This is a genomic window from Kangiella koreensis DSM 16069, from assembly GCF_000024085.1.
Taxonomy (GTDB): domain Bacteria; phylum Pseudomonadota; class Gammaproteobacteria; order Enterobacterales; family Kangiellaceae; genus Kangiella; species Kangiella koreensis.
Window position 1 is genome coordinate 796,812 of record NC_013166.1, and the last position, 24,411, is coordinate 821,222.

The following is a 24,411-nucleotide window of genomic DNA, read 5'->3' on the forward strand; positions in this document are numbered from 1 at the left end:
GTAATAAGCAGTAATAAACAGTGATAAAAAAAGCCGGCTTGCGCCGGCTTTTTTGTTTGGGCTATTGAAAGCCTATTGAACGATAACAAAGTCTTCTAACTCTGGGCATAAACCTTCCAGTTTTACTTTGTAATGCCAGTCCGCAGTCGTATCACCCATGAACCAGTTGCGTGTATCAAGATACGCGGTCGAGTTCACGCAGTGTTGTGGCGAAATTCTATAACTACGGCCACTGCCTTTAGGATTGTCATACTCATAAGTAATAACTTCAAACCCTTTACCGATACCAGGGCCAGTACCTCGGTAGGGGTTGGCAAAGCAGGAAGTAGCAGCTAAGCAAGTGTAATCATCAACTGCGATGGAACCCTTATAGACATGATGGTCGTAGGTGTCAGATACCGATGTCTTTTCAAGCTTTTTAACATTGGAGTTCAACCAGTTGTAAAGATTAACGCCTGGGTAAGCAGCACTTATTGCTCCAGTCGTGTAAGCCAAAGGATGCTCACAATCTGCCCATTGTCGTGTATTACGACAGGCATCCATAGCAGTGCTGATTTCTATCTGTGAGCTGCCACATTGGCCTGGAGTGCTTCTATCGTAATCACTCCATGGTGAACAGCGCTCGGTATGTTGAACACTGATGTTAGCCCAGCGGCGCATTTGAGCTAGTGGTCCTTGATTACCAGTAAAATCAGCAAAAATAGCAGAGTGAGGATAATTGCTATAAGCAGAAGGCCTAACATATTGGCGAGTGGAGAACTCAACCGCTGCCCAATTGCTGGAATTGGTACCTTGTAAGAACTGGTTATATTTGTCAACAACATTAGCGGGAGTCACGCTGGCAGATAAACCCTCTGGGCCACCGACTTGCGAAGCGCTAATGCTAACCTGTAGGTTTTCAAGAAGAATTTCCAACTCGCTATTTGATGAAGCTGCACCGTTAGCGTTGAATACATCACCTAGTTTTAAACCAAGCTGACCTTTCTTTTGTTCACGCTCTGTATAGCTGTATTTCTTGGAGTCAAAGGAGAACACTAGATAAAGTGCTGAACCAACGTTGGCACCATCAATAAAGGCATCGCCACAGAACTCTCTGAAGTCTGCTTTAGCATCGTCATCATTAGGTGACAACATATTGTTGGTGAAGTCTGGGTCGATTGGATCGGCAGAAGTTGTCAAGCGCCAGTTTTCCTCACGATTCACGATTTTTACGACAAAACGAATCGTGTCATGATCAGAAATAGACTCAACAAAGCGAGACTTCTCTCCAGACACGCCGAGACTCAGATCATCGCCTGTAAAACCAACTTTGGCCGAAGCTGACACATCAAGTAATTCTGCCAGGTGATCATTGTTTTCCACATAATCCACGTTAAATGTTACAGGCTCGTATGGAGTATTTTGAGTGATTTGAAAGTTTGCCTGATCAACATCGAGACAGGTTTGTTTCAAAGAACCTCGAATAAGATCATAGCCATCACCAAGGTAGAATCGTTCACCTGAACTGGTGGTAGAAAAAGTTGCACTGCTTGAGACATCATCTCTAATCAAAGCTGATTTGTAGCTATCAGCAGAAGATTTATAGGCCGTAGCTTTTTGATCAATATTGGAAAGGAAGCTGTATTCAGCATAAAGGTTTGGACGTGGTTGATAATTGACCATCATCTTGTCGCTATAACGATAGCTACTACAGCCTTTACTATTACATGATCTGACTCTGTAACGCTTCATCGCTTTACCAGAAGAAACAGAGAAATATTTACTTGTGCCGTAACCGTCATAAACTTTTGACCAGCTACCGTTATTGGTTTGTTGATAAAGTTCATTGCGTACAGAGTAACCATAGCCGTTACCGCTACTCCAGGTCACACGATAATTACTGTCATTGGTATACACAGGAGTTTTTATAGAGCCGGGTGTTCCTGGTGGGTAGTAAGGGCCTGTCGAGCCGCCACCGCCGCCATCACAATCATCAATCGGTTCAATACGATTGATGCTTGGGTTTTGAATACTGACAGGTTCTAAGCATGGTTCTATAAGCTGAGGGGAAGCTTTTTGGTTTAGTGCTTCTTTGTCTTTTGCATATAGTTCAGGTGAACCTGACCACAATATTGGCAATAGACACGCCATGGTGAGATATTTATAACTTTTCATGATTTAATGACCTTCCTCTGTTTGTGAATTAAGCTTCAAAACAGTGGCATAAATCAGCAAAAGAAGGTTGATGACGTTGTGATATTTAGTTGATTGTAATCTAATAGCAACCTAATAATATTATTAAAAAACTAGTAAATTCTTTATTTAACAATAACTTATTTTTAATCATCATATAGCAAAGAGAGCAGTCTAAGAGTCATGCCTAAAACCATAAAAATGGGAAGCTGGTTAGTCTTCCCCGATCGCAATTCGCTAATTTTTCAAGAAGAAGAACATAATATTGAGCCACTGGCTATGGATGTACTGGTTTACTTTACTCAGAATCCGCAAAAGGTAGTGAGTAGAAGTGAGCTAATTGAAGCTGTCTGGTCAGGAAGGGTTGTTGGTGATCACTCTGTATACAGAATCATTAATAAGCTTCGGCAAATATTGGCAAGAGATCCAAGTCGGGAATATATCAAAACCATCCGCAAGAAAGGTTATCAGCTAGTATGTGATGTCAGTGTCAGTGTCAGTGGATTGCTTAAGGAATCGTTCACAGAAGAGGTTAATGATAACGAGCATGAAAGATTGAGTGAGTCCGGCCTTTTGAGTTCTGACAAAAGCCAACATGGCGTAATGGTAAGTAAAGGCAAGCTTACCAAAAGGGGGCTTTGGCGGAGCAGTATTTTCTGGGGACTTATATTGTTGATTGTCAGTGTAGTAGGTTTTTTAACCGTAAAGCTTTATTTTTATTACTCGATGACCAGTTATTCTCGCTCCACCCCTTTGATTACTTTAGATGGAGCTATTAGAGATCCGAGTTTTTCTCCTGATGGTCAGTTTATAGCCTTTAGTTATCGAGGTGGTGTGCAAGACGACTGGGATATTTATGTGGAATCCCTGGTTGATGGCCGCTTATACCAGATTACGGACGATATTACTGATGAGCTTAGCCCTTCATGGTCACCCGATGGACGTAAAGTGGCTATTTTACGTTACGATAACCAGCGTTGCATGATTGACGCTATTGCTGTTCCAGTATCTGTTTCTTCGACTGCAAGTCCTCCTTCTTCTACTGAAGAGAGTGATGCAAGCACTCTGGTCAATTGCTCCGGTGTTTTACAACATAACTCGGTAGTTTGGGGTAAAGAGGGTAAATACCTCTACTACACCAGCGCTAGCACTAAAGTTTCTCCGCTACAGGTTTTTCGGCTGACGATAAAAACCGGTAAAACTGAGCAATTAACGAATTACACTCAAGGGGAAACTCGAGGAGCTCTTGGTATAAAACTATCTCCCGAGAATAATAAACTCGCCATTCTGAATGATGTTAATTGGCGTAATAGCCGAATTGACTTGTTGGATTTAGAGAGCAATAGCGTTAAGACGGTGCGACAGTTGGTGGGATGGAATCGTTACTTCGACTGGTCGAATAAAGGGGAAACCATCATTTACAATCGTAATTCAACTGAGATCGATGCCTATCATGTGGGGATGGGGGTTGAAAGAAATATTGTTAAAAATGTTGAGCCAATCTCTTTTCCGACCCATTCTCGTATAAAGGATGAGCTGGCGGTAGTTACTGGCCGTAAGGTGGTTAATATTGTTGCTGAGTCATTAGGGGAAGGTGTTGTGAGTGAACAAAAGCCACTTACCATTATCTCGTCCAGCTCGATTGATAATTATGCGGAGTATGCAAATACTTCTGACCGAATTGTTTTTGTTTCAAGAAGAACCGGTGAGCCACAAATATGGCTTAAAAATACCAATGGAACGGAGCAGCAGTTGACCAGCTTTGAAAGGAATTTCGATATTAGACGAATAAGATGGTCTCCAGATGATGAATCTTTATTATTTATACATAATAAATTTCTCTATCAATTATCACTGAATAACATGGAGCTAAAAGTCCTGTATGAAGCGCAAGGTGGAGAGTCTATAGAAGGGGAGTCATGGACCGTCAATGGTCGTTCAGTGTTATTTTCATCTGATCGTGATGGAGACTGGCAGGTTTATAAACTGTCTTTACAGTCCGAGAACGATAAGGCTATACCGAAACAACTAACTCAAAAGGGCGGTTATGCAGCTTTTGAGTCACCGGATCAAGCTGGGATTTTTTTCCTGAAGTATCACACCAAAGGATTATGGTTTAAAACTTATGGCATGGCTATGAGTGATTCTGACCAAGAGATTCGTATAGTTGACAACATTGATGTCTTTAGTTGGAACAGCATTTACCTTAGGCAAAATAATATTTATTACTTATCTAATGACTATCCTAAGATGAGTGTTTACCGTTATGACCTCGCTGAGCAGAAGCGTTTTTTTGTACAAAGCTACTATGGTTCCCCTTGGTTACTATCCGTGTCTCATCAAGCTGATAAGATTCTCTATCAGAGAAACACTCAAACTCAATCATCATTGGTGTTACTGAAGCCTTGAGTCGCTAAACTCAGGGCTTCAATACTGCTATATCAATTTACATTGCACCAAACACCAAACAATCGACACATCATGCCTCGCTCAGAGGTATCTTCGCCATCGTTGCCTGTTCCCGGCTCATCAGCTTGGAGCAGGAGAGGGCTGGCTGCGTTGTTCTGTATATTATTATGAGTTAAGCCGTAGCTAGAACCGATGATTAAAGCTACTAATAAAGCAAGTAGTACTTTCATTTAACTTCTCCTTCAGCATTATTTCAGTTATTCAACTTATGAGAGCCTCAGGATGAGGCGGGTTAAAGCTTAATTTGCCTTGTTGTTATTAGCTAGTGAGATTGGTTAATGTTTATTTAATGAAAAGTTAAGCAGATAAGATTCAGTCCGTTGCGGATGGATAGAGAGATAAATCCTTTGAAAGGCACAGGTTTATCTTTTAAAGCAATTAAGGTATTTTACGGCGCTGTATTGATAATACAAACAGTTGATTTGATTCTAAGTCTTGCTGAGAGCAGCGATATTTCCTGAGATGGCTGTCGTTACAGCTGGAAATGGCTGTTACTATGTGCTAAAAAGTCTGTGACAATCGACCTCTTACCAGTTACAAGAATTCTTAAATACGGGGATAGCTGATGGTTTCAACAGCTAAGGCGTTAACGCCAGCTGCTTTTGCAGAACAATATATCGTTGAATCAATCTGGAATGGCAAATTTGCCGCCGGAACAATTTTACCTGCCGAACGTGAACTGGCAGAGATAATTGGGGTAACGCGCACTACATTACGTGAAGTTTTACAACGTTTGGCTAGAGATGGCTGGTTAACGATCCAGCACGGCAAGCCAACCAAAGTGAATGACATTTGGCAGTCTGCGACACTGAATGTTCTGGATACTTTGATTACGCTAGATGATGAAGGATCAATGAAGTTGGCAGATGACCTGCTTCAGGCCAGAACCTCCATTGCTAGTATTTTCCTGCGTCAGGCCGTAAAAAATGACCCTCAGCAGCTTTTAGATGTTCTGAAAGAGCTGGATGATGTGGCAAACGATACTGATGGTTATATTGATTTTGACTGGCACTTTCACCATACCGCTACTCGAGCATCTGGAAATCCAATTTATACATTGATGCTAAACGGCTTTGAGGCGATTTATTATAAGCTCGGCCGTTTTTATTTTGGCTGGGAGCAGACGCGTAAGCTGGCATACCAATATTACAAAGACCTTGAAGAGGCCATTGGTAAAGGTGATGCCGACCAAGTAGTCAAAATCCTTTGGGATTACGGTCATGAGAGCGGTGAGCTGTGGAATAAAGCTAAATCAGAATTAAAAAGTTTTAGTGAGTTGGGCGCATAAATTACTGGTAAGTCCACTTGCATAAAACCACTGTTAAAGAGTAGGATTGGGGTAATTCTGCATATAAACATAACGAATAACGGCTTTTAAGTCGTTTATACCGAATGGGAGTTAAGAGATGAAAAAAGCTTTTTACGGAGTCGCGCTGTTGAGCAGCATGATTTTGACGGCTTGTACTGACGGTCCAGAAGAACCAAAGATTCCAGGTATTGGTGAGGGTAGCACAAAGCTAGTCGCGCCAGTATTTGCACCAGGCAATGGTGAGTTGCCAATTCCAAATGATGTGCTGTTCAGTGGCACAGCTGATTTAACTCTTAACATCCCAACGGATGACCCAACTGATATGTCTAATCCACAAAATGCGATCAGTGCATTAGATGGTTGGTCAACTCATGCTCCTTTTAGCATTGAGTTCCGAGGCGCAATTGATGGCTCAACTGTTGTACCCGGTCAGACTGTTCGGTTATTTAAAGTCTCGGTTAATCGCCCAGAAGCTATCCCGGGCACAGGTATCCCTGCACCAACAGGCCCTGTGACTGGTGTTGAAGCTGAGTTAGTGGCGGGTGTAGATTTCGTCGCTGTCCCTGCAAGTTCAACTTCTGTTGGCATTATACCGTTGAGGCCTCTAGAGCCGCAAGCCAGCTATATGGTTGTAGTAACCGATGGTATTTTGGATGCTAATGGTAATGCAGTGATTTCTGATGCACAGTTCTCAGTTGTTAAGTCTCCAGATCCAATTCCTGAAGGTAGCGCCACAGCAGGCTTAGAGCCGTTACGTCAATTAACGCAAGCGATGCTGGCAGCTTCATCAAGTGCTGGTATTGATAGTGATGACGTGGTTTTGACTTATCAGTTTACTGTTCAATCAGTTGCTAATGCATTAATTACAGCGAATAACGCTTATGTTCAAGTTGCAGCTGATGATTTCGGGGTACGACCTACTTCTAGCTTCTCTAGTCTGTTTACAGACACCACGCCATTTACTGGAATAGGTGCAGCTAACCTTTATAAAGGTGAGGTGACGCTTCCTTATTTGTTGTCTGCTCCAAGCGTAGAGAATCCAACTGCTGTATTAAATAGTCCATGGGTTGGTGCTGACCAGATTCCAACGGAACAAGGCCCTGTGCCAAATCCATTAGCAGGAGCCCCTATCACTTATGCGAACCCGCTAGCACAAAAAACGGGTGATGAGGTTGTTCCACTGCTAGTATCCTTGCCTAAGAATATTAACTGTCCAAAACCATATCCTGTGATGATTTTCCAACATGGTATCACCAGTAACCGTACCGCTATGCTGGGAATTGCAGATACTATGGCTGGTGCATGTACAGCAGTTGTAGCGATGGATCTACCATTGCATGGTATTGCGGCTGATAACCTAGTGCATTTAGGCCTGCAACAGGCTAGTGGTGGTGCAATCGGTATTTTTGAAGGTTATGCCGCTGGTGATGTGCGCGAACGTACTTTTGGTGTTGATTACATTGATAATGACACATCTGCACCTGGACCAGATACTATCCCTGATCCCTCTGGTGCTCATACTATTAATTTGACTAATTTAGTAGTTTCTCGTGATAATTTACGTCAGGCTGTACTAGATCTTCTAGTATTGGAAGAAGCAATTCCTGCAATGGATGTTGACGGTGATACGCAGCCAGACTTCGATGAGAATAACATTAGTTTCATGGGTCATTCTCTGGGAGGCATTGCGGGTTCCAAGTTTATTGGTCTGAGCGATAAGGTTAAAGTAAGCGTACAGGCAACAACTTCGGGCAGTATTGCTCAAATGCTTGATGGTTCAGCGTCATTCAGTCCACGTATTCGTGGTGGCTTAGCAGCAGCATCTGGTATTCCCGTGGATGATCCTGCTTTTGAGTCAGCAGTTTTGAAGCCGTTCTTGTTTGCAGCACAAACAGTTGTAGATTCTGGCGACCCTGTCAACTATGCAGCTTTGGCACAGATGCAGGCAACACCAATGTTGGCGTTACAGGTACAGAATGATCAGGTAGTACCTAATGCAGTTTCTGGGGCTCCTCTTGCAGGAAGCATTCCTCACGCTGCGTTATTTGCTTTACCGACTGTAACTGAATCTACAGCCACAGATCGTGCTTTCTTGAAGTATGTTTCAGGTGACCATGCTTCGCCACTAAGCCCATCTGCGGATGCGGCGGTAACAGTTTCAATGCAAACTGCTATCGCTAACTTCATTGCCTCCGGTGGCACACAAGTTGTTGTAAATGACCCTTCTTTGGTTGAAGAATAAGCCAAAAAGTCGATATTCATTAAAGCCCTCGATTGAGGGCTTTTTTGTGCCTGATATTTACCATAAGTGAGTAAAGAAGCTTATGGTGGTAACAGTTATACCTTTAGCTAAGTCGGTGTTAAAATAGCCAACTATTTTGTGCTCAAAGGCTTATTTGCCTGAGCAAAACAAGAATTGACAGTCTGACATTCGGAGAATGACTTGGAATTTTTAAGCGAATACGGTTTATTTTTATTGAAAACAGCCACCATTGCAGTGGTTGTCATCATTATTATCAGCATGCTGATTAGTGAGGGCCAAAGACAGCGCTCAACAAGCAAGGGTGATATTAAGGTAGTCAATCTTGGCGAGACAATTAAAGACAATAGCCAATCGATCAAAAATGAAATCCTGACTAATGCAGAGTATAAGCAGCTTCTTAAGGAAGAGAAGGAGCGTGATAAAAAGCAGGAAAAGGACGCTAAGCAAAAACTTAAGCATGCTAAAAAGTCTTCTAGTAAAGTATCAAATGAACCGGTTGTTGCCATTGAAACAACTGGTGATAAAACATCAGACGAAGAGGGCAATGTTGTTGCGGTTGAAGGCTCTAGCGATAGCCCTCAAAGAATGTATGTCATTGACTTTGAAGGTGATATTCATGCATCGGGAGTAGAGTCTTTACGCGAAGAAGTCACTGCTATTTTGGCAACCGCTAATAAAAGTGATCAGGTTATGATTCGTCTAGAGAGCCCTGGGGGGCTTGTTCACAGTTATGGTCTTGCTGCTTCGCAATTAAAAAGAATTCGTGACGCCGGTTTAAAGTTGACCATTTCCGTTGATGAAGTTGCAGCCAGTGGTGGATATATGATGGCCTGTGTTGCTGATGAATTGATTGCCGCACCATTTGCAATATTAGGTTCTATTGGCGTTGTTGCAGAGATTCCAAATTTTAACCGCTTGTTGCAAAAAGCCAATATTGATTATGAACAGCATACCGCAGGTCAACACAAACGCACTTTAACAATGTTCGGTCAAAATACCACCGCGTCACGCGAGAAATTTAAGCAAGAGCTAGAAGAAACGCATCAGTTATTTAAAGCTTTTATCCATGAGAATCGTCCAGCTTTGGATTTGAATAAAGTAGCAACTGGTGAACACTGGTATGGTCGACAAGCTTTAGAGCTTGGCTTGGTTGATAAGCTTCAAACCAGCGATGATGTTATTCTTGATGCCCTCAATACTATGGACGTGTATTCCATTAAATATGATATACGTAAACCATTAACTGAGCGCTTGTCGGTCAACTTATATCAGGCCATGGATAAGTTTGTTCTACGTTGGATACAACGTTCTTCACAAAGCAATATCTTTAAATAAAACACTCCTTATTTTATGGATTTTGAATTCTGGGATAATTGCTGGCAGCGTGAGTCTCAGCCATTTCATCTGGCTGAGGCGCATACATTTCTGGTTAAGTACGTCAATAAACTCTTTAATAAGAGTGAAAAAGTCTTGGTTCCCCTGTCCGGTAAATCTCTTGATTTGCTGTTCCTTGCTGAACAGGGCTATTATCCAGTCGGGGTTGAGTTTAATCCCAAAGCGGTCAATCGTTTTATACAAGAAAATCAACTGGAGTTTTCCTCACAAACGTTTCCCGTCGCTAATGGAAACGAGTTAATTCGTTATCATAATGACACTATGGAAGTGTGGTTGGCGGATTTTTTTGAGGTTACCGAAAATCACATTGGGACATTTGAGCAAGTCTATGACCGTGCGGCGTTCATTGCATTACCCGATCAAATGCGAACCTCTTATGCCAAACACTTGAAAAGCTTATTGGCGGACAATGCAACCATCCTTTTGGTGACCATGGATTATCTGCCGGATGAAATGTCTGGGCCTCCTTTTCACATCACTTTGGATGAAATCAAACAACAGTTTCCGGATGGGGAAGTTGAAGAGCTGTGTCGTTGCAGCTTGTTAGACAGTCACCCACGCTGGAAAGAACTCAATCTCAGTCGTCTGGACGAAGTCCTATACCAAATTACGTTTTAATTATGAATAAACAAATCACTCCTTACGGCCTTTGGTCGTCACCAATTACACCTCAAGTGTTGGCCAGCAAATCAACTCGCTATGGCCAAATACAATTTATCAATGATGCTATTTATTGGCTGGAATCTCGCCCGCACGAGCAAGGCCGAGGTGTTATTGTGCGTTCTCAAAATGAAGAGCGAGAGGATATCACACCAGAAGGTTTTAATGTGCGCACTCGTGTACATGAATATGCCGGTGGTGATTTTTGGGGGCGAGGTGAGTGGTTACTCTTTGCGGATGACACGGATCAGCGGTTATGCCTGCAAAACCTGGTGACCAACAGCGTAGAGTTTATAACACCTGAGCCGCCCGTAAAACGTAGCCTGCGTTATTGTGACGGTGAGGTTGCGCCCAATATGGCGTACACCGTTTGTGTTCATGAGCGACATGAAGCGGATGAAGTGATTAATGAGTTAATCGTTATATCGGTTACTGCACCTTACACCAAGCAGGTTATTGCACAGGGATATGATTTTTATTCGAGTCCGCGGATCAGTCCAGATGGCAAACAACTGTGCTGGATTAGCTGGAATCATCCAAACATGCCATGGGATGAAACTGAGCTGTGGCTTGCCGATATCTCTGAATCGGGAGTGGTTTCTAACCAGCGTAAAGTGGCTGGTGGTGACAATGTCTCGGTGTATCATCCTTTCTGGTCAGTTGATAACAAATTGTATTATGTTGCTGATTCCGATGGATGGTGGCACATTTATTCTTTAGAGCATCCTAGTGAGCCAGTCCATCAACTGCTTGAAATAGAGTTTGGTCTGCCGCAGTGGGTGTTTGGCTGTCGAACGGTGCAGTGGCTAGATGACAAGAAATTGATTGCAATCGGTACCAAACAAGGTCAACAGGCGCTGTATCAAATCAACCTTGAAAATGGTGACATTGAGCTGTGTAGTGGCCAGTGGACTGCCTTTAATGGACAGATGGTCAGTGATGGTGACGAGTTATACTTTATGGCTGCCAACCCGCAGACTGGAGAAGCTGTATACCAATTCAACTTCCAAAGCCGTAAAGCTCTCCAATTAACGGAGATCGAAGGTGACCAGCTTGCCGATTACATCTCAGTGCCACGTCATATTGAATTCCCTACGACTGGCGACCAGAAAGCCTTTGGCTATTTTTATCCGCCTAAGAACCCAGAGTACCAGGGATCGACAAACGAAAAGCCGCCATTAATTGTTATGAGTCATGGCGGGCCAACTGGCATGACCGATAACGGTTTAAACCTGACCATTCAATACTGGACCAGCCGTGGGTTTGCAGTTGCTGATGTTAATTATCGTGGCAGTACCGGCTACGGCCGCGCCTATCGAGATAGCCTGAAAGGTCAATGGGGCATTCTCGATGTCGATGACTGCATTGCCATGGGGCAGCATCTAGCCCAAGAAGGGGTGATCGATGGTTCAAGAATGGCCATAAGAGGCGGTTCTGCGGGCGGTTATACGACTTTATGTGCGCTAACCTTCCATGATGTATTTAAGGTCGGTATGAGCCGCTATGGCGTTGCAGAGCTGGTTTCATTATCTCAGGACAGTCATAAGTTTGAAATTCGTTATCTGGATTCAGTCGTCGGGCCTTATCCAGAGTGCGCTGAACTGTATCACCAACGTTCTCCAGTTAACCATACAGAATTACTTTCCTGCCCAATTCTGATCCTGCAGGGGCTGGAAGATAAAGTAGTTCCGCCCAATCAGGCCGAAGCCATGGTTAAGGCACTTAAAGAAAAAGGTCTGCCCTATGAATACATAACCTTTGAGGGTGAAGGGCATGGTTTCAGAAAACCCGAAACCATCATTAAAGCCTTCACCGCAGAGTTAGCGTTTTATCGGAAGTATTTGTTATAGAGAGAAAGCTACTTTTTTCTAGCTGCTTCCAGGTCAAACTCATGGTCATCAAGCAATGTAAAGAATCCGTCTTCTGGAGCTAACAATAGATCAACGCTTAATAACACCTGTTTAGGGGCCTGGTCGGTAAACTTGAAGGTAACAGTAACTTTGAACTTCCCTTCGCGATTCTTATTGTTGATTAAAGGGTGCTGTTGAAGTTTTTTAAACTTGGCGCGCCCGTCAGAATCTAACTGATAGACACTGGAATGCTCGAAGCTATCGTCAGAGAACCAGTGTTCAATCATTCTAACATCTTCCTCAATCAGCTCTAAAGAAAAGCTTTCATCAAGAACACCGTCTGATCCTTGGTATTGATAGCGGAGCACATTTTCTTTTAAGACATTATGCTGTGTATTGCTTCGGACTTTGACTCGAACTTCTTCAGCAGTTACTTCAGTGAAACTATTTTCATCAAACCCAGACATCTTCATCATGGTGGACAATGGGATACTAGAACAGCCCTGGAGTACCAAGATGAAAATAATAGCTTGTAAACTGATAGTGGTTACTTTCTTCATTATTATTCCTTTTCATTACTTGTGAAGTTTTTGTCTAAAAAAAGAGGCAGCATAGGCCGCCTCTTAATACTCTGTATTATGAGTTAATCATCAAACTCAGTGTGAATTTTGGGATGGTTATATACGTCCTTATCTAGCTCATTCTCGCTTTTGGCGACAATAACACTGACGGCGGCATCACCGGTAATGTTGACTGCAGTTCTCGTCATATCCAGTAATCGGTCAATACCTAGAATCATACCAATCGCTTCCACCGGTAGGTTTACCTGAGTCAATACGCCGGCTAATAGAATTAAGCCAACGCTAGGCACACCAGCTGTACCAATTGAGGCGAGTGTGGCGGTTAGTACCACAGTCAATAATTGCGCCATACTCAAATCAACGCTGTAGGCCTGGGCAATAAACAGAGTTGCGATACCCTGCATAATAGCGGTGCCATCCATATTGATGGTCGCACCAAGCGGTAGCGTAAAGGAGTAGGTGTTGCGATGAACCCCCAGATTTTTTTCAACACAACGCATGGTCACAGGTAGAGTTGCATTACTACTGGAAGTACCAAAGGCGGTTAGCATCGCCGGCCACATACCTTTGAAAAAGTTAATTGGGTTGAGGCGGGCGAGAAAAGTAATAAGAGCGCCGTATGTGATTAGGGCGTGAAGAATTAGCGCTACTATGACCAATAAGAAGTATGAGCCCAGTGACCCCGCCAAGTCCGAGAATGGAAACTCAGCAAAGGTTTTAGCAATCAGGAAGAAAACGCCATAAGGGGCAAAGCGCATGATGATATTAACCAATTCCATCACCACTTTATTGACATCGTTAAACCAGTTGCCGATTCGTTTGCCTTTTTCGCCGGCCATAGTAATGGCCAAACCAATTAAGATCGCAAACACGATGATTTGCAGCATATTGGCCGCAACCATGGCCTCAAAAGGGTTGGTTGGAATAATATCAATTAAGACTTTAGTTAATGGAGGCTTATCGCTGGCATCGAAGGTTGCTTCACCAACAGGCATGCCAACACCAGGCTTGAAGATAGACGCTAAAGTCAAAGCGCCAGTTAGCGCGATGGCTGTGGTTAATAAATAAAGACCTATAGACTTCAAACTAAGTTTTCCCAGTTTAGAAGGGTCGGCCAATGAACTGACACCGCAAACCAATGACACCAAGACCAATGGCACCATCAGCATTTTGAGTGCATTGATAAACCAGCTGCCGCCAACATCAAAGATGCCATTTACAAAGTAAGTGTAAGCCCAGCTATCGTCTTGAATCGCTGAACAAGCTTCTTTAGTGATTCCTTTTGCGCATTGATAGTCGCCAAACTGCAGGAAGAGTACGCCAACCAGCGCACCAGCAACCATAAAGATAAGGATTTTTAAACTTAGATTCATATTATTAGCCCCATTTTGAATAGATGAACTCTAAGCGATTGGCCGGAAAACTGCAAATATGCTGTGTTTGTAAATTTAGGGTTGACGACATTCGATTACAAGTGTAATCTTTGCTGTAGATTACATGTGTAATCATAAACGATACAAACTGATATGAGTCAAAGTATGTCAATCAGAGTGAGTGAAGCAGAAAAGAATGTAATGGATATTCTGTGGCAGGAATCTCCGTTAACCAGTACTGAGGTCGTGGAGCGACTCCAAACTCAGGACTGGAGTGAAAAGACTGTTAAAACCTTTCTTAATCGTCTGGTTAAGAAGAGGGTTGTGACTTTCCAGAAAGAGGGACGTCGTTATTTGTACTCTCCCGCCATAGAGCGAGATGAGTTCCTGGCAGACGAAAGCGAGAGCTTTCTGGATAAAGTGTTTAAGGGCAATATGAAAGAATTGCTTGCTACTTTCGTTGATAATAAACAGTTATCGAAAGATGAGTTAGATTATTTAAAGGGATTGCTTAGCGACAAGGAGAGTGGAAATGTTAAGTGATCTTAAAATGAACGGCTGGCTGGATGCTTTCTGGCATTTTAATCTTGATTTAAGTGTTATTGTTCTGACTGTTCTTATTGTTCGATTCTTTATTCGAAAAACCACTAAAAGTTATAACTCTTACCTACTTTGGCTAGCCATCCCACTTGGCTTCGTGGTCGCAAAAATTATTGCTTCCATTGATTTTAGCAGTGCGAATTCTGAATACATTGGGCAAGCGGTATCTGTGATGCTTGCAAAGCCAGTTGAGACGTTACAGAACTATTGGTGGCTAGGGACTTTATGGCTATCAGGTACAACATTATTGTTATTGAGGCTGATCATTCAGCACATTGAACTAAGAAAAGATTTAAAGAAAATTGAAAGGCCAATTAGTGAATTGCCGGGCTTTAATTTAATAACAAAGAGTCGATACCGCGTGATTGCCGTTGCTCATAAAGAGATGTCGCCGGCAGTCTATGGTTTTATCACCCCCACAATATATTTCCCGATTCATGTTGCACAGAAGCTTTCCGTGCAGCAAATTCAGCTCATTATTGAGCATGAAGAGCAGCATATTAAGCAGAAGCATTTATGGCTAAACCTGCTGTGGGATGTGTTGGTCTGCATTGGCTGGTTTAATCCGCTTATTTATATTGCTCGTAAAAATTTCAGGCATGATCAGGAGTTATTTTGTGACTATCTGGTGCTTAACAAAGGCAATCCGTCACGAACCAAAGATTATGGTCATGCGCTACTATCCACAGTTTCTGCCACTCACTCTGTAAGTCTACTTTGCTCATGGAAGGTTTTTAACCAACTTGAGGAAAGAATTATGAATATCACAGATCCGTTAAACAAAACCGGCAAGGTTATCATGACATTAGGCGCAGCCTTTGTCCTGAGCTGTTGTGCCGTCTATGCAGCCAATAAGGAGCCAAAAGAGGAGCGTATTGTAACCACTGAAAACATATCAATTGATGATGAAGGTAATAAGAAAGTTGTCGTTGAGTTTAGCGAGGGAGATGGTGTCACCTATATCCAGGAAAACGATCAATATTACATCCTTGAAGGTGGTGATAAACGTTCAATGACCGTTGCGGAACGCAAAGATTTTGAGAAAAAGCATGAAGAAGCTCAAAAGCACTTGCATATGACAGAGCAAGAGTTAGTACTGGTCGAAAAAGAGTTGGAAAATGCTCATCGCGTATTAGTACTTCATGAAAATGAACTCCAAGATGTTGAGATTGAAATAGAAAATGCCCATAAAGCTCTAGCCGAAGCTCAGCGTGAAATTGAGATAGATTATCAACAAGGAAACATCTCTAAAGAAGAAATGGAACAAGCTAGAGAAGCCATCCTGAAAGCCAAAGAAGAAATGTCTAGCGGCAAGATGAGAAATCGCATCCATGTTGATATGGAACGAGCTAGAGCAGATATGGAAAAAGCTCGTGCCGATATTGAAAATCAGCGTCGTGAAATTATCATTAAGCGCGAATCAGGCGACAGCACCAGTGGTTCCCATAGAGTACTCATGATTGACGATGAAGAAATCATTAATGGTGAGAATAAACGAACCCGTGTAATTAAATGGGAAGAAGATAATGGAAAAGTTTATTCTGTTGAAAATGGCAAGTATATGATTCTTGAAAATGGAACGAAACGCGAAATGACAGAAGAAGAAAAAGCTCTATTCGAAACGAAAATTCGCATGATTCCTAAGCCAGATATGCCTAGAATTCCGCCGCAACCTAAACAACCTGAATCTGTTAACGAAGTAGGTTTTACAAAAGCACCTAAGCCTCCACAATATCCTAAGGCTGCAGCGGAGAAAGGTATTGAAGGACATGTGATTTTTAACTTTGATGTCGACCATAATGGAAAGCCTTTAAACATTAAGGTTAGTGAATCGGTACCAGAGGGTGTTTTTGATGAAGTTGCTTTGAATGCATTCAAGGAGTGGGAGTTTGCACATAATAAGCAAACACAAAACCTAAAATACAAACTGGACTTCAAACTTCAATAGTTTGTTTTTCGAGCAATAAAAAAAAGCCCGCATCTGCGGGCTTTTTTTACTCATATATTTTAAACCATCTGGAAAGGATACACAGAACCAAGGTTTAAAATATGGGTTAGTTCATCCAGAGCCAAACGCGATTCATTTAACAGACTTGGATCGGCTAAGTCATCCTCGGTTAAAGTGTCACGATAGTGTTTCTCAACCCACGCATTCAGCGTCGCGAACAGATCATCATTCATAATGACATTCTGATTCATGGCGCTAACTTCAGTTTCGTTCAAAACGATGCGCTGACGGAGACAGGCTGGACCGCCGCCATTTTGCATGGATTGTTTCACATCAAAGATTTTAACTTCGGTAATCGGCGTATCCTGATCGACTAACCAATCCAGGTATTCTTTTACTGCTGGGACCGACTCACATTCGCCTGGTGCGATGATCGCCATCTTGCCATCAGGTAAAGTCACTAGCTGGCTGTTGAACAGATATGACTTAACAGCATCTTCAACTGACACATCATTGTTACCCACTTCAACCACATGGAACTCTTCACCATCAAAAGCACGCTCCAGATCAGTGTAAACCTGCATTTGATTCAGGAATGCCTTTTGGTGTGCAAATAGCACATTGCCATTACCTACAGAAATAACGTCATTGTGGAAAACACCTTTATCAATCACATGCGGGTTCTGTTGAGCGAATACCACATTATCGCTATCAAGCATGTGTAAACGTGCAACAGCTTGTGACGCTTCATAGGTTTGTCGTGCCGGGAACTTGTGAGGTGCTGGCTTGCTGTCATCAAATGCATATTTACCATAAACAAAGAAGTGTAAGCCTTTTTTGCCATAACCCTTATCGCTGTTCACATCGACAAAGCGTGTGTGGTTAGCCGCGCCTTCATCACCAAAATGATCGCCCATGGGTAGAGCAGGGTGATGAGCAAAATGATTCTCATCTTTGAACATGGCCTGCAAAATACGGCCAGTGGTATTGTGCTCAATTGAGCGGTGGAATTTATTGGCCAGGTTAGCTGGAGTGAAATGAACCTTTTCATCGGCGGTATCGCTGGATGGCGCCATGGTGCAGGCATTAGCGGTCCACATACTTGAAGCCGAGCTACAGGCTGCCAGCACTTTAGGAGCCTGCTTGGCGGCTTTAATGATGACTTGAGCATCAGAGCCAGTAAAACCTAAACGACGCAATGTCGCGACGTCTGGGCGCTCCATCGGCGCGATAACACCTTGTTTTAGACCTAAGTCATGCAGCGCCTTCATTTTCTGCAAACCTTGCTTGGCCGCTTCTTTCGGTTTTGCAATTGAATTAGCATTCGAAGTTGACGCAACATTACCTAATGACAGGCCTGCATAGTTATGAGTTGGGCCAACCAGCCCATCAAAATTAAACTCGTATGCCATATTTTTATTGGTGCTCATTATAGAGTTACTCCAGGCGTTAACGTTTCAGGCATGACACATGCAGGATTTTCAATTGAAGCGACCGGGAACGCACAGTAGTCCGCAGCATAGTAGGCGCTCGGGCGATGATTGCCCGAATTGCCAATGCCACCAAATGGGGCTGCACTGGAGGCGCCAGTTAATTGGTTGTTCCAGTTGACGATCCCGGCACGTATGCGGCGATAGAATGTGTCGTACTGTGCTTTATCATCACTGAATAATCCGGCTGATAGACCAAAGCGAGTATTATTGGCTTCGGCAATCGCACCTTCGAAATCATCGTAGCGATAGACTTGTAGAATCGGGCCAAAGAACTCTTCATCCTCATGCGTAATGCCAGTTACATCTAAAAGTGCAGGACTCACAAAGCCTGTGCCTGCTTTTAAGTGCTCCATTTTGACCAAGGCTTTAGCACCTTTGTCGAGCAAGTTCTGTTGGGCGCGAACCAAATCTTTGGCGGCTTTTTCAGATACTACTGGACCCATGAACGGCTTGTTATCATCGTTGTAATGACTAACGCGAATGCGGTTAACCGCTTCAGTGAGCATCTCGATAAATTGATCGCCTTGTCCAGTTTTTGGTACGAATAAACGACGGGCGCAAGTACAGCGTTGGCCAGCTGAAATGTAAGCCGATTGAATGGTGTGATAAACGGCAGCTTTTAAGTCTTTAACATCGCCAAGAATTAATGGATTGTTGCCACCCATCTCAAGGGCGAGCACTTTGCCCGGCTGGCCACCTAATTGTTTGTGCAATAAGTTGCCAACGGTTTCGCTACCGGTAAAGAGAAGGCCATCGATATGCTTGCTGCTGGCTAGTGCAATTCCAGTATTCACTTCACCCTGCACCAAGTTTAAAACGCCTTCAGACAAACCTGCTTTTTGCCACAGCTTGACGGTTAGTTCGGCAACTGCTGGCGTTAACTCGCTTGGCTTAAATACAATGGTGTTACCGGCAATTAGGGCAGGAACAATATGGCCATTAGGTAAATGGCCAGGGAAGTTATAAGGACCAAAAACCGCCAGAACGCCGTGTGGCTTGTGACGAGTGGCAGCAATGCCAGCACCCATTTCGGCTTCTTTAACACCGGTGCGTTCATGATAGGCACGAATGGAAATTTCGATCTTACCGGCCATAGCGCCAGCTTCAGTTAAAGTTTCCCAATAAGGTTTGCCCGTTTCTTTGGCAATCATCTCAGCCAGTTCTTCTTTATGGTCTTTTAGTTGCTGCTCAAAATTTTTCATGATGGCGATACGCTCATCAAGTGTTTTTTGACTCCAATCCCAGCCGGCTTTTTGTGCTGCTGCGATAGCTTCTTCAACCTGCTCTTCAGTAGCTGAATTACCTTGCCAAATTACCTCACCGCTGGCGGGATTAATGGAGCTAAAGCCGTCGCCTTGGCCTGCAAGCCACTGGTTGTTGATCATTAAATTTTTATGAGCATCTTGAGTCATATATAAAACACCTGTTGTAAATTCGTTTAACGTTTGTTGCGTAAGCTTGCTGCGCGTACTGTATCGCCTTCTTTGACCTGTAGCCGCTCGAGAACTTCTGCGCTAACAATGAGCTCGTCGGTATCAATTCGCGTTTCAAATACCGTCGTCTTGAATTCCTGTAGACGACGATTACTGATCATAATGGATTCAGTCTCACCTTCCGGTGTTCCAACACGAATAGGAAGCAGTCTACTGGCGCGATAGGTTTTGATTTGATCCTTAGGCACTTCAATCGTTGGGCCGGCATCAAAAATATCTACATAATTTTGATAGCGGAAACCTTCACGCTTTAACATGGCAAGTGCGGGGCGAGTATCGGGGTGAACTTGACCAATCACCTGTCTGGCATCACCTGATAGCATATCCACATAAATTGGATGTTGTGGCATAAGTTCCGCAATAAATTGATTGCTGCCTAAGCCACTGATGGCATCAGCTTTGGCAAAATCCATACTGAAAAAACGACGACCCAGAGATTCCCAAAAAGGCGAGCGCCCCTGCTCATCACTAAAGCCACGCATCTCCGCTATCACCTTATCGGCAAATCGTTGTGGGAAGTCGGCCATGAACAGGAAGCGTGATTTCGCCAGGAGGCGGCCGTTAATGCCACCACGGTAGTCTGGAGACAGATACAGTGTCGCAATTTCTGTGGTGCCAGTGTAATCGTTACACAGCACTAAAATTTTATGCTTGTTGTAGATTCCAAGATCATGGCTGGTATTGACCACGGTGCTGAGCTTATAGGTATAGAATGCCTCGTCCATGCCCACTGCAGCAACTAGCGCACAAGTGCCGACCACTTTGCCAGTTACATCATCTTCCAGCACAAAAAAGTAATATTCAGGTCCAGGCTCAACAATGTCACGGCTAAAAGCGTCGACCGAATTCTTGATCTTATCTTCGATACGAATAGGGTCATTGGGCAGCGTAGTCAGGCCGGTTCCGGCGCTGGCTGCTAATGCTAAAATATCTTGTAAATCAGTATGTTGAGCTGGTCTGATAACCATGATTGAAAGTCCTGAATTTCTGAAAATGTATCTTTATCAAGTGACACTAACGCCTAAGCGGTTGATGATAATAGGAAATCTCACCACAGAAAGGAAGTGCCAGTTTGTAATATAAGAGACTTGTACGACCTGTCAGCCCTTTAAAATTAAGCCAATCGTCGGTACAGGGGTGGAATTTTAGCAGAAAAAAGGACATGATACCGACCTATTTCAATGAACGGAAACACAGGGTAATCCCCTGTCACAAGCTAAGGTGTTTTATGTCTGATAAATCTGCACATTCAAATTATACTCGCGCAACCTTCGATGAGGTGATGGTGCCTAACTATAACCCTGCGACTATTATTCCGGAGCGTGGCGATGGTTCACGGGTCTGGGATCAGGACGGCAACGATTATGTGGATTTCGCGGGTGGTATTGCAGTAACAGCCTTGGGTCATAATCATCCGGCGTTGGTTAAAGCACTAAAAGACCAGGCCGACAAGATCTGGCATCTGAGTAACGTCTTCACCAACAAGCCAGCGTTGGAACTAGCAGACAAACTGACCAAAGCGACATTTGCCGATAAAGTCTTCTTTGCCAATTCTGGCGGCGAAGCAAACGAAGCAGCGTTCAAGTTAGTGCGTAAATATGCGCATGATAATTTTGGTCCTGAGAAAAGCGAAATCATTTCCTTTAAACAGTCTTTCCATGGTCGTACTCTATTTACCGTTTGTGTAGGCGGTCAACCGAAATACACCGAAGGTTTTGAGCCATTGCCGGGCGGCATTTCGCATGCAGAATACAATAACCTGCAATCCTTGGAAGCGATTATTTCAGACAAAACCTGCGCGGTGGTGATGGAGCCAGTGCAAGGCGAGGGCGGAATCGTGCCAGCCACCGAAGAATTTGTAAAAGGCGTGCGAGCGCTATGCGATAAGCACAATGCCTTATTGGTGTTTGATGAAGTGCAAACCGGCGTTGGCCGTACCGGTCATTTGTATGCCTATATGGGCATGGGTGTGACTCCTGACATTTTGACCACTGCAAAAGCAATGGGCGGCGGCTTCCCAATCGGTGCCATGCTCACTACCGATAAAATTGCAGCCAGCTTTGTTCCCGGAACACACGGTAGCACTTATGGCGGTAACCCATTAGGTTGCGCGGTATCCAATGCAGTCTTTGATACCATCAATACACCTGAAATGTTGCAATCAGTTCTGGATAAGTCAGCCAAAATCGTAGCTCGTCTTGAAGAAATCGGTAAGAAATACGACGTCTTCTCAAGCGTTCGTGGCCGTGGTCTATTGCTAGGCGCAGTGCTCAATGAAAAATGGCAAGGCAAAGCCCGCCAATTCATCGAAGCCGGCTGGCAACATGGAGTGATGGTTTTGGTTGCAGGTATGAACGTGGTTCGTTTAGCACCAGCATTAAACATCACAGACGAAGAAATTGAAGACGGTCTAAACCGCTTTGAAAAAGCAGTTGCTTCGATTGCCTAATTAAAAAGCTCTAAAGACAAAGCCCCGCACAAGTCGGGGCTTTTTTGTGTCTCAAATAACTTGATCCCGATCAACAAAAAGTCAACTCTTCAATCGCTGGGCTACAACTCTTGATCCAGGTCAATCTTTCAAATCTTGGGTGGATTATCTTTGTTGCGTCTAAAACAAAGAAGGAAATTCACCATGAAACAACTTATCAAATCAGCATCTGCTGTAGCGGTTGGCGCGGTATTATCTTTAACAGCGGTTGATGCATTTGCACATAAAGAAGGAGACTTCATTTTGCGCGTAGGTGCAGCACAGGTTAGTCCGAATGACGATAGCTCTAATGTGTTAGGTGCTAATGATGGCGTTACCGTTGATTCGGCAACAGGTGTAGGTTTTAGTGGCACCTGGATGTTAAGTGATAACTGGGGGCTCGAAGTATTGGCGGCATTACCATTCACGCATGACATTGATGGTTCCGGCGATTTGGCTGGTTTACCCATCGGTGAGACTAAACACTTACCACCAACGGTTTCATTCCAGTACTACCCAGAGTTTGGCACTGATGATTTTAGCCCTTACTTTGGTCTTGGCGTAAACTACACCAAGTTCTTCGAAGAAAAAGCCTCGCCAGAGCTTAAAGCCGCATTAAGCACCAATGATGTGAAACTTGAATTGGATGATTCATTTGGGCTGGCTGGACAAATTGGCGCCGATTGGAAAATCAGCGATGACTTCTACTTCAATACAGCGGTCTGGTATATCGATATTGATACTGAAGCAGCTGTTAAAGTTGATGGAATAACTGCAACTACCGTCGATGTACAAATCGATCCTTGGGTTGTGATGGTGGGTTTTGCCTGGCGATTCTAGTACCAAGGGGCAGACCCTTCGTCAATTGAATTGAGAGTGAAATGCCGGATTAATCTAGTTTAATCCGGCATTTTTATTTGTGTTTCTAACTGAGGCCAAACGTTCTTCAGTAGGGTTGGCTGTGCTTTTGCGTTGGGGTGAATACCGTCTTCCTGCATCAGTTCATTATTGCCGCCAACATTTTCCAGAAAGAATGGCACCAGTTTCACCTTTTTTTCATTGGCCAGCTGGGCATAATTGTCAAAGAATGCTTGTGCATAGCGTTGGCCATAGTTGGGTGGGATCTGGATTCCTAACAAGAGGACTTCCGCACCAGAACGTTTGCTGGTACTTATGAGATTACTAAGGTTGCGTTTAATTAAGGTGGGTGATGTACCGCGCAAGGCGTCATTACCGCCAAGCTCAATGATGACAACCTCGGGCTGATATTGTTCGAGTAGAGTAGGTAAGCGTAAAAGGCCTTGGGTGGTGGTGTCACCACTAATACTGCCATTGACTACGGTATGGGGGTAGCCTTCTCGTTGAAGCTTTTGGTTGAGTAATTCCACCCAGCCTTGTTCTAGTTCAATGTTGTAGCCTGCACTGAGGCTATCGCCAAGAACTAAAATGGTGGGTTTTTCTTCGGCTTTTGCAATTGTTGCAATATTAAAGATCGCAACAACTAGAAACAAAATCCACGCCAATTTTTTCTTCATAATGATATGCTTAGGTTAATTTTTGAATGAGTATATTTGACTCAATGGTATCAATTTAAGATGAATATGATGTTAACAACACGCAATTTAACGAAAACAGTCAAGCTGCCCGAACAATCTCTGACCATTTTATCGGAGGTAAGTTTAACCGTAAATGAACACGATAGTGTAGCGATTGTTGGCGCTTCCGGCTCGGGTAAGTCAACGTTGCTGTCTTTACTGGCTGGACTTGATACTCCATCGGAAGGCGAAGTCGAGCTTGCTGGTCACCCAATCCATAAGTTAAGCGAAGACGAGCGAGCAGCTGTTCGTGCTCAGTATGTGGGCTTTGTGTTCCAGTCATTTCATTTGCTTCCAGGCCTGACTGCGCTTGAGAACGTCATGCTGCCGATTGAACTCAAAGAAGACAAAAATGCTCACAAGAAAGCCAAAGAACTACTGGTGAAAGTCGGCCTGGCTGAGCGTCTTAATCACTATCCTCATCAGTTGTCCGGCGGTGAGCAGCAGCGTGTGGCGATTGCGCGTGCTTTTGCTTCGGAACCGAAAATCCTGTTTGCCGATGAGCCAACTGGTAATCTTGATACTGGTAATGGCGAAAAGGTTATTGATTTGATTTTTGAGTTAAACCAGCAGCTTGGAACCACTTTGGTGTTGGTAACTCATGATGATCGTTTGGCTGAGCGTTGTCAGCGTTTGGTGCGTCTCGAAGCGGGAAAAGTGGTTGAAGATTCCGTTAATTCGGCTCAAGTAGTCAAGACCAATACAGCCCAAGCAGATCAAGTGGAGACAGCCTGATGCGAGGT

At 43.7% G+C, this 24,411-nt stretch carries 19 protein-coding genes; 11 read left to right on the forward strand and 8 right to left on the reverse strand.

Going from position 1 to position 24,411, the window contains the following annotated elements; all coding sequences use genetic code 11:
* Positions 1-72 precede the first annotated feature (72 nt).
* Entirely contained in the window at positions 73-2,154 is a 2,082-nt protein-coding gene (locus KKOR_RS03875) for a hypothetical protein (protein ID WP_012800707.1), read from the reverse strand.
* A 201-nt stretch (positions 2,155-2,355) separates the two neighbouring features.
* Here KKOR_RS03875 and KKOR_RS03880 point away from each other — a divergent pair, with 201 nt between their 5' ends.
* A complete protein-coding gene (locus KKOR_RS03880; protein WP_012800708.1) occupies positions 2,356-4,581 on the forward strand; it encodes a winged helix-turn-helix domain-containing protein in 2,226 nt (741 codons plus the stop codon).
* Between the two features lie 32 nt (positions 4,582-4,613).
* Here KKOR_RS03880 and KKOR_RS03885 read toward each other — a convergent pair whose 3' ends face one another.
* Positions 4,614-4,811 carry a hypothetical protein gene (locus tag KKOR_RS03885; protein WP_012800709.1) on the reverse strand — a complete coding sequence of 66 codons (198 nt, stop codon included), beginning with the start codon at positions 4,809-4,811 and terminating at the stop codon, positions 4,614-4,616.
* A gap of 395 nt (positions 4,812-5,206) precedes the next feature.
* On the opposite strand from KKOR_RS03885, the gene fadR reads away from it, so the two are divergent.
* The 5 genes from fadR to KKOR_RS03910 all read left to right on the forward strand — a co-directional run bounded on the left by fadR (position 5,207) and on the right by KKOR_RS03910 (position 12,118).
* A complete protein-coding gene (gene fadR / locus KKOR_RS03890) occupies positions 5,207-5,929 on the forward strand; it encodes a fatty acid metabolism transcriptional regulator FadR (RefSeq protein ID WP_012800710.1) in 723 nt (240 codons plus the stop codon).
* A 118-nt stretch (positions 5,930-6,047) separates the two neighbouring features.
* A complete protein-coding gene (locus tag KKOR_RS03895) occupies positions 6,048-8,192 on the forward strand; it encodes a hypothetical protein (protein ID WP_012800711.1) in 2,145 nt (714 codons plus the stop codon).
* Between the two features lie 201 nt (positions 8,193-8,393).
* Positions 8,394-9,548: a protease SohB gene (gene sohB / locus KKOR_RS03900; RefSeq protein ID WP_012800712.1), complete on the forward strand. Its 1,155-nt coding sequence runs from the start codon at positions 8,394-8,396 to the stop codon at positions 9,546-9,548.
* A 15-nt stretch (positions 9,549-9,563) separates the two neighbouring features.
* Positions 9,564-10,226, forward strand: coding sequence for a thiopurine S-methyltransferase (gene tmpT / locus KKOR_RS03905; RefSeq protein WP_012800713.1), 663 nt, complete (start codon positions 9,564-9,566; stop codon positions 10,224-10,226).
* A gap of 2 nt (positions 10,227-10,228) precedes the next feature.
* Complete coding sequence (locus tag KKOR_RS03910) at positions 10,229-12,118, forward strand: S9 family peptidase (RefSeq protein ID WP_012800714.1); 1,890 nt, start codon at positions 10,229-10,231, stop codon at positions 12,116-12,118.
* A gap of 8 nt (positions 12,119-12,126) precedes the next feature.
* Here the strand turns inward: KKOR_RS03910 and KKOR_RS03915 are convergent, their stop codons facing one another.
* On the reverse strand, positions 12,127-12,678 hold the full coding sequence (locus KKOR_RS03915; RefSeq protein WP_012800715.1) for a hypothetical protein: 552 nt from the start codon (positions 12,676-12,678) through the stop codon (positions 12,127-12,129).
* 83 nt (positions 12,679-12,761) lie between these two features.
* Positions 12,762-14,072, reverse strand: coding sequence for a dicarboxylate/amino acid:cation symporter (locus tag KKOR_RS03920; RefSeq protein ID WP_012800716.1), 1,311 nt, complete (start codon positions 14,070-14,072; stop codon positions 12,762-12,764).
* Positions 14,073-14,237: 165 nt separating this feature from the next.
* Between KKOR_RS03920 and KKOR_RS03925 the strand changes: the two genes are divergently transcribed.
* Together KKOR_RS03925 and KKOR_RS03930 are read left to right on the forward strand one after the other, a co-directional pair.
* Positions 14,238-14,615, forward strand: a complete 378-nt coding sequence (locus tag KKOR_RS03925; protein WP_012800717.1) for a BlaI/MecI/CopY family transcriptional regulator — start codon at positions 14,238-14,240, stop codon at positions 14,613-14,615.
* Complete coding sequence (locus KKOR_RS03930; protein ID WP_012800718.1) at positions 14,605-16,620, forward strand: TonB family protein; 2,016 nt, start codon at positions 14,605-14,607, stop codon at positions 16,618-16,620. The genes KKOR_RS03925 and KKOR_RS03930 overlap by 11 nt, the downstream gene beginning before the upstream one ends.
* A gap of 59 nt (positions 16,621-16,679) precedes the next feature.
* Here the strand turns inward: KKOR_RS03930 and astB are convergent, their stop codons facing one another.
* The 3 genes from astB to astA are packed head-to-tail and all read right to left on the reverse strand — an operon-like array spanning position 16,680 to position 20,574.
* Positions 16,680-18,050, reverse strand: a complete 1,371-nt coding sequence (gene astB / locus KKOR_RS03935; RefSeq protein WP_012800719.1) for an N-succinylarginine dihydrolase — start codon at positions 18,048-18,050, stop codon at positions 16,680-16,682.
* Complete coding sequence (gene astD, locus KKOR_RS03940; protein ID WP_012800720.1) at positions 18,050-19,525, reverse strand: succinylglutamate-semialdehyde dehydrogenase; 1,476 nt, start codon at positions 19,523-19,525, stop codon at positions 18,050-18,052. The genes astB and astD overlap by 1 nt, the downstream gene beginning before the upstream one ends.
* A gap of 26 nt (positions 19,526-19,551) precedes the next feature.
* On the reverse strand, positions 19,552-20,574 hold the full coding sequence (gene astA / locus KKOR_RS03945) for an arginine N-succinyltransferase (RefSeq protein ID WP_012800721.1): 1,023 nt from the start codon (positions 20,572-20,574) through the stop codon (positions 19,552-19,554).
* A 260-nt stretch (positions 20,575-20,834) separates the two neighbouring features.
* Here astA and KKOR_RS03950 point away from each other — a divergent pair, with 260 nt between their 5' ends.
* Complete coding sequence (locus KKOR_RS03950; protein WP_012800722.1) at positions 20,835-22,055, forward strand: aspartate aminotransferase family protein; 1,221 nt, start codon at positions 20,835-20,837, stop codon at positions 22,053-22,055.
* A gap of 183 nt (positions 22,056-22,238) precedes the next feature.
* Entirely contained in the window at positions 22,239-22,913 is a 675-nt protein-coding gene (locus KKOR_RS03955) for an OmpW/AlkL family protein (protein ID WP_012800723.1), read from the forward strand.
* Positions 22,914-22,972: 59 nt separating this feature from the next.
* Here KKOR_RS03955 and KKOR_RS03960 read toward each other — a convergent pair whose 3' ends face one another.
* Entirely contained in the window at positions 22,973-23,608 is a 636-nt protein-coding gene (locus KKOR_RS03960) for an arylesterase (protein WP_012800724.1), read from the reverse strand.
* Between the two features lie 60 nt (positions 23,609-23,668).
* Between KKOR_RS03960 and KKOR_RS03965 the strand changes: the two genes are divergently transcribed.
* Positions 23,669-24,403 carry an ABC transporter ATP-binding protein gene (locus tag KKOR_RS03965; protein ID WP_012800725.1) on the forward strand — a complete coding sequence of 245 codons (735 nt, stop codon included), beginning with the start codon at positions 23,669-23,671 and terminating at the stop codon, positions 24,401-24,403.
* Positions 24,404-24,411: the final 8 nt, after the last annotated feature.

What these genes read in the sequence shown, in the direction of transcription:
- KKOR_RS03875 (WP_012800707.1), bottom strand. Translation starts at nt 2,154, where the DNA reads ATGAAAAGTTATAAATATCTCACCATGGCGTGTCTATTGCCAATATTG.
- KKOR_RS03880 (WP_012800708.1), top strand. Translation starts at nt 2,356, where the DNA reads ATGCCTAAAACCATAAAAATGGGAAGCTGGTTAGTCTTCCCCGATCGC.
- KKOR_RS03885 (WP_012800709.1), bottom strand. Translation starts at nt 4,811, where the DNA reads ATGAAAGTACTACTTGCTTTATTAGTAGCTTTAATCATCGGTTCTAGC.
- fadR (WP_012800710.1), top strand. Translation starts at nt 5,207, where the DNA reads ATGGTTTCAACAGCTAAGGCGTTAACGCCAGCTGCTTTTGCAGAACAA.
- KKOR_RS03895 (WP_012800711.1), top strand. Translation starts at nt 6,048, where the DNA reads ATGAAAAAAGCTTTTTACGGAGTCGCGCTGTTGAGCAGCATGATTTTG.
- tmpT (WP_012800713.1), top strand. Translation starts at nt 9,564, where the DNA reads ATGGATTTTGAATTCTGGGATAATTGCTGGCAGCGTGAGTCTCAGCCA.
- KKOR_RS03910 (WP_012800714.1), top strand. Translation starts at nt 10,229, where the DNA reads ATGAATAAACAAATCACTCCTTACGGCCTTTGGTCGTCACCAATTACA.
- KKOR_RS03915 (WP_012800715.1), bottom strand. Translation starts at nt 12,678, where the DNA reads ATGAAGAAAGTAACCACTATCAGTTTACAAGCTATTATTTTCATCTTG.
- KKOR_RS03920 (WP_012800716.1), bottom strand. Translation starts at nt 14,072, where the DNA reads ATGAATCTAAGTTTAAAAATCCTTATCTTTATGGTTGCTGGTGCGCTG.
- KKOR_RS03925 (WP_012800717.1), top strand. Translation starts at nt 14,238, where the DNA reads ATGTCAATCAGAGTGAGTGAAGCAGAAAAGAATGTAATGGATATTCTG.
- KKOR_RS03930 (WP_012800718.1), top strand. Translation starts at nt 14,605, where the DNA reads ATGTTAAGTGATCTTAAAATGAACGGCTGGCTGGATGCTTTCTGGCAT.
- astB (WP_012800719.1), bottom strand. Translation starts at nt 18,050, where the DNA reads ATGAGCACCAATAAAAATATGGCATACGAGTTTAATTTTGATGGGCTG.
- astD (WP_012800720.1), bottom strand. Translation starts at nt 19,525, where the DNA reads ATGACTCAAGATGCTCATAAAAATTTAATGATCAACAACCAGTGGCTT.
- astA (WP_012800721.1), bottom strand. Translation starts at nt 20,574, where the DNA reads ATGGTTATCAGACCAGCTCAACATACTGATTTACAAGATATTTTAGCA.
- KKOR_RS03950 (WP_012800722.1), top strand. Translation starts at nt 20,835, where the DNA reads ATGTCTGATAAATCTGCACATTCAAATTATACTCGCGCAACCTTCGAT.
- KKOR_RS03955 (WP_012800723.1), top strand. Translation starts at nt 22,239, where the DNA reads ATGAAACAACTTATCAAATCAGCATCTGCTGTAGCGGTTGGCGCGGTA.
- KKOR_RS03960 (WP_012800724.1), bottom strand. Translation starts at nt 23,608, where the DNA reads ATGAAGAAAAAATTGGCGTGGATTTTGTTTCTAGTTGTTGCGATCTTT.
- KKOR_RS03965 (WP_012800725.1), top strand. Translation starts at nt 23,669, where the DNA reads ATGAATATGATGTTAACAACACGCAATTTAACGAAAACAGTCAAGCTG.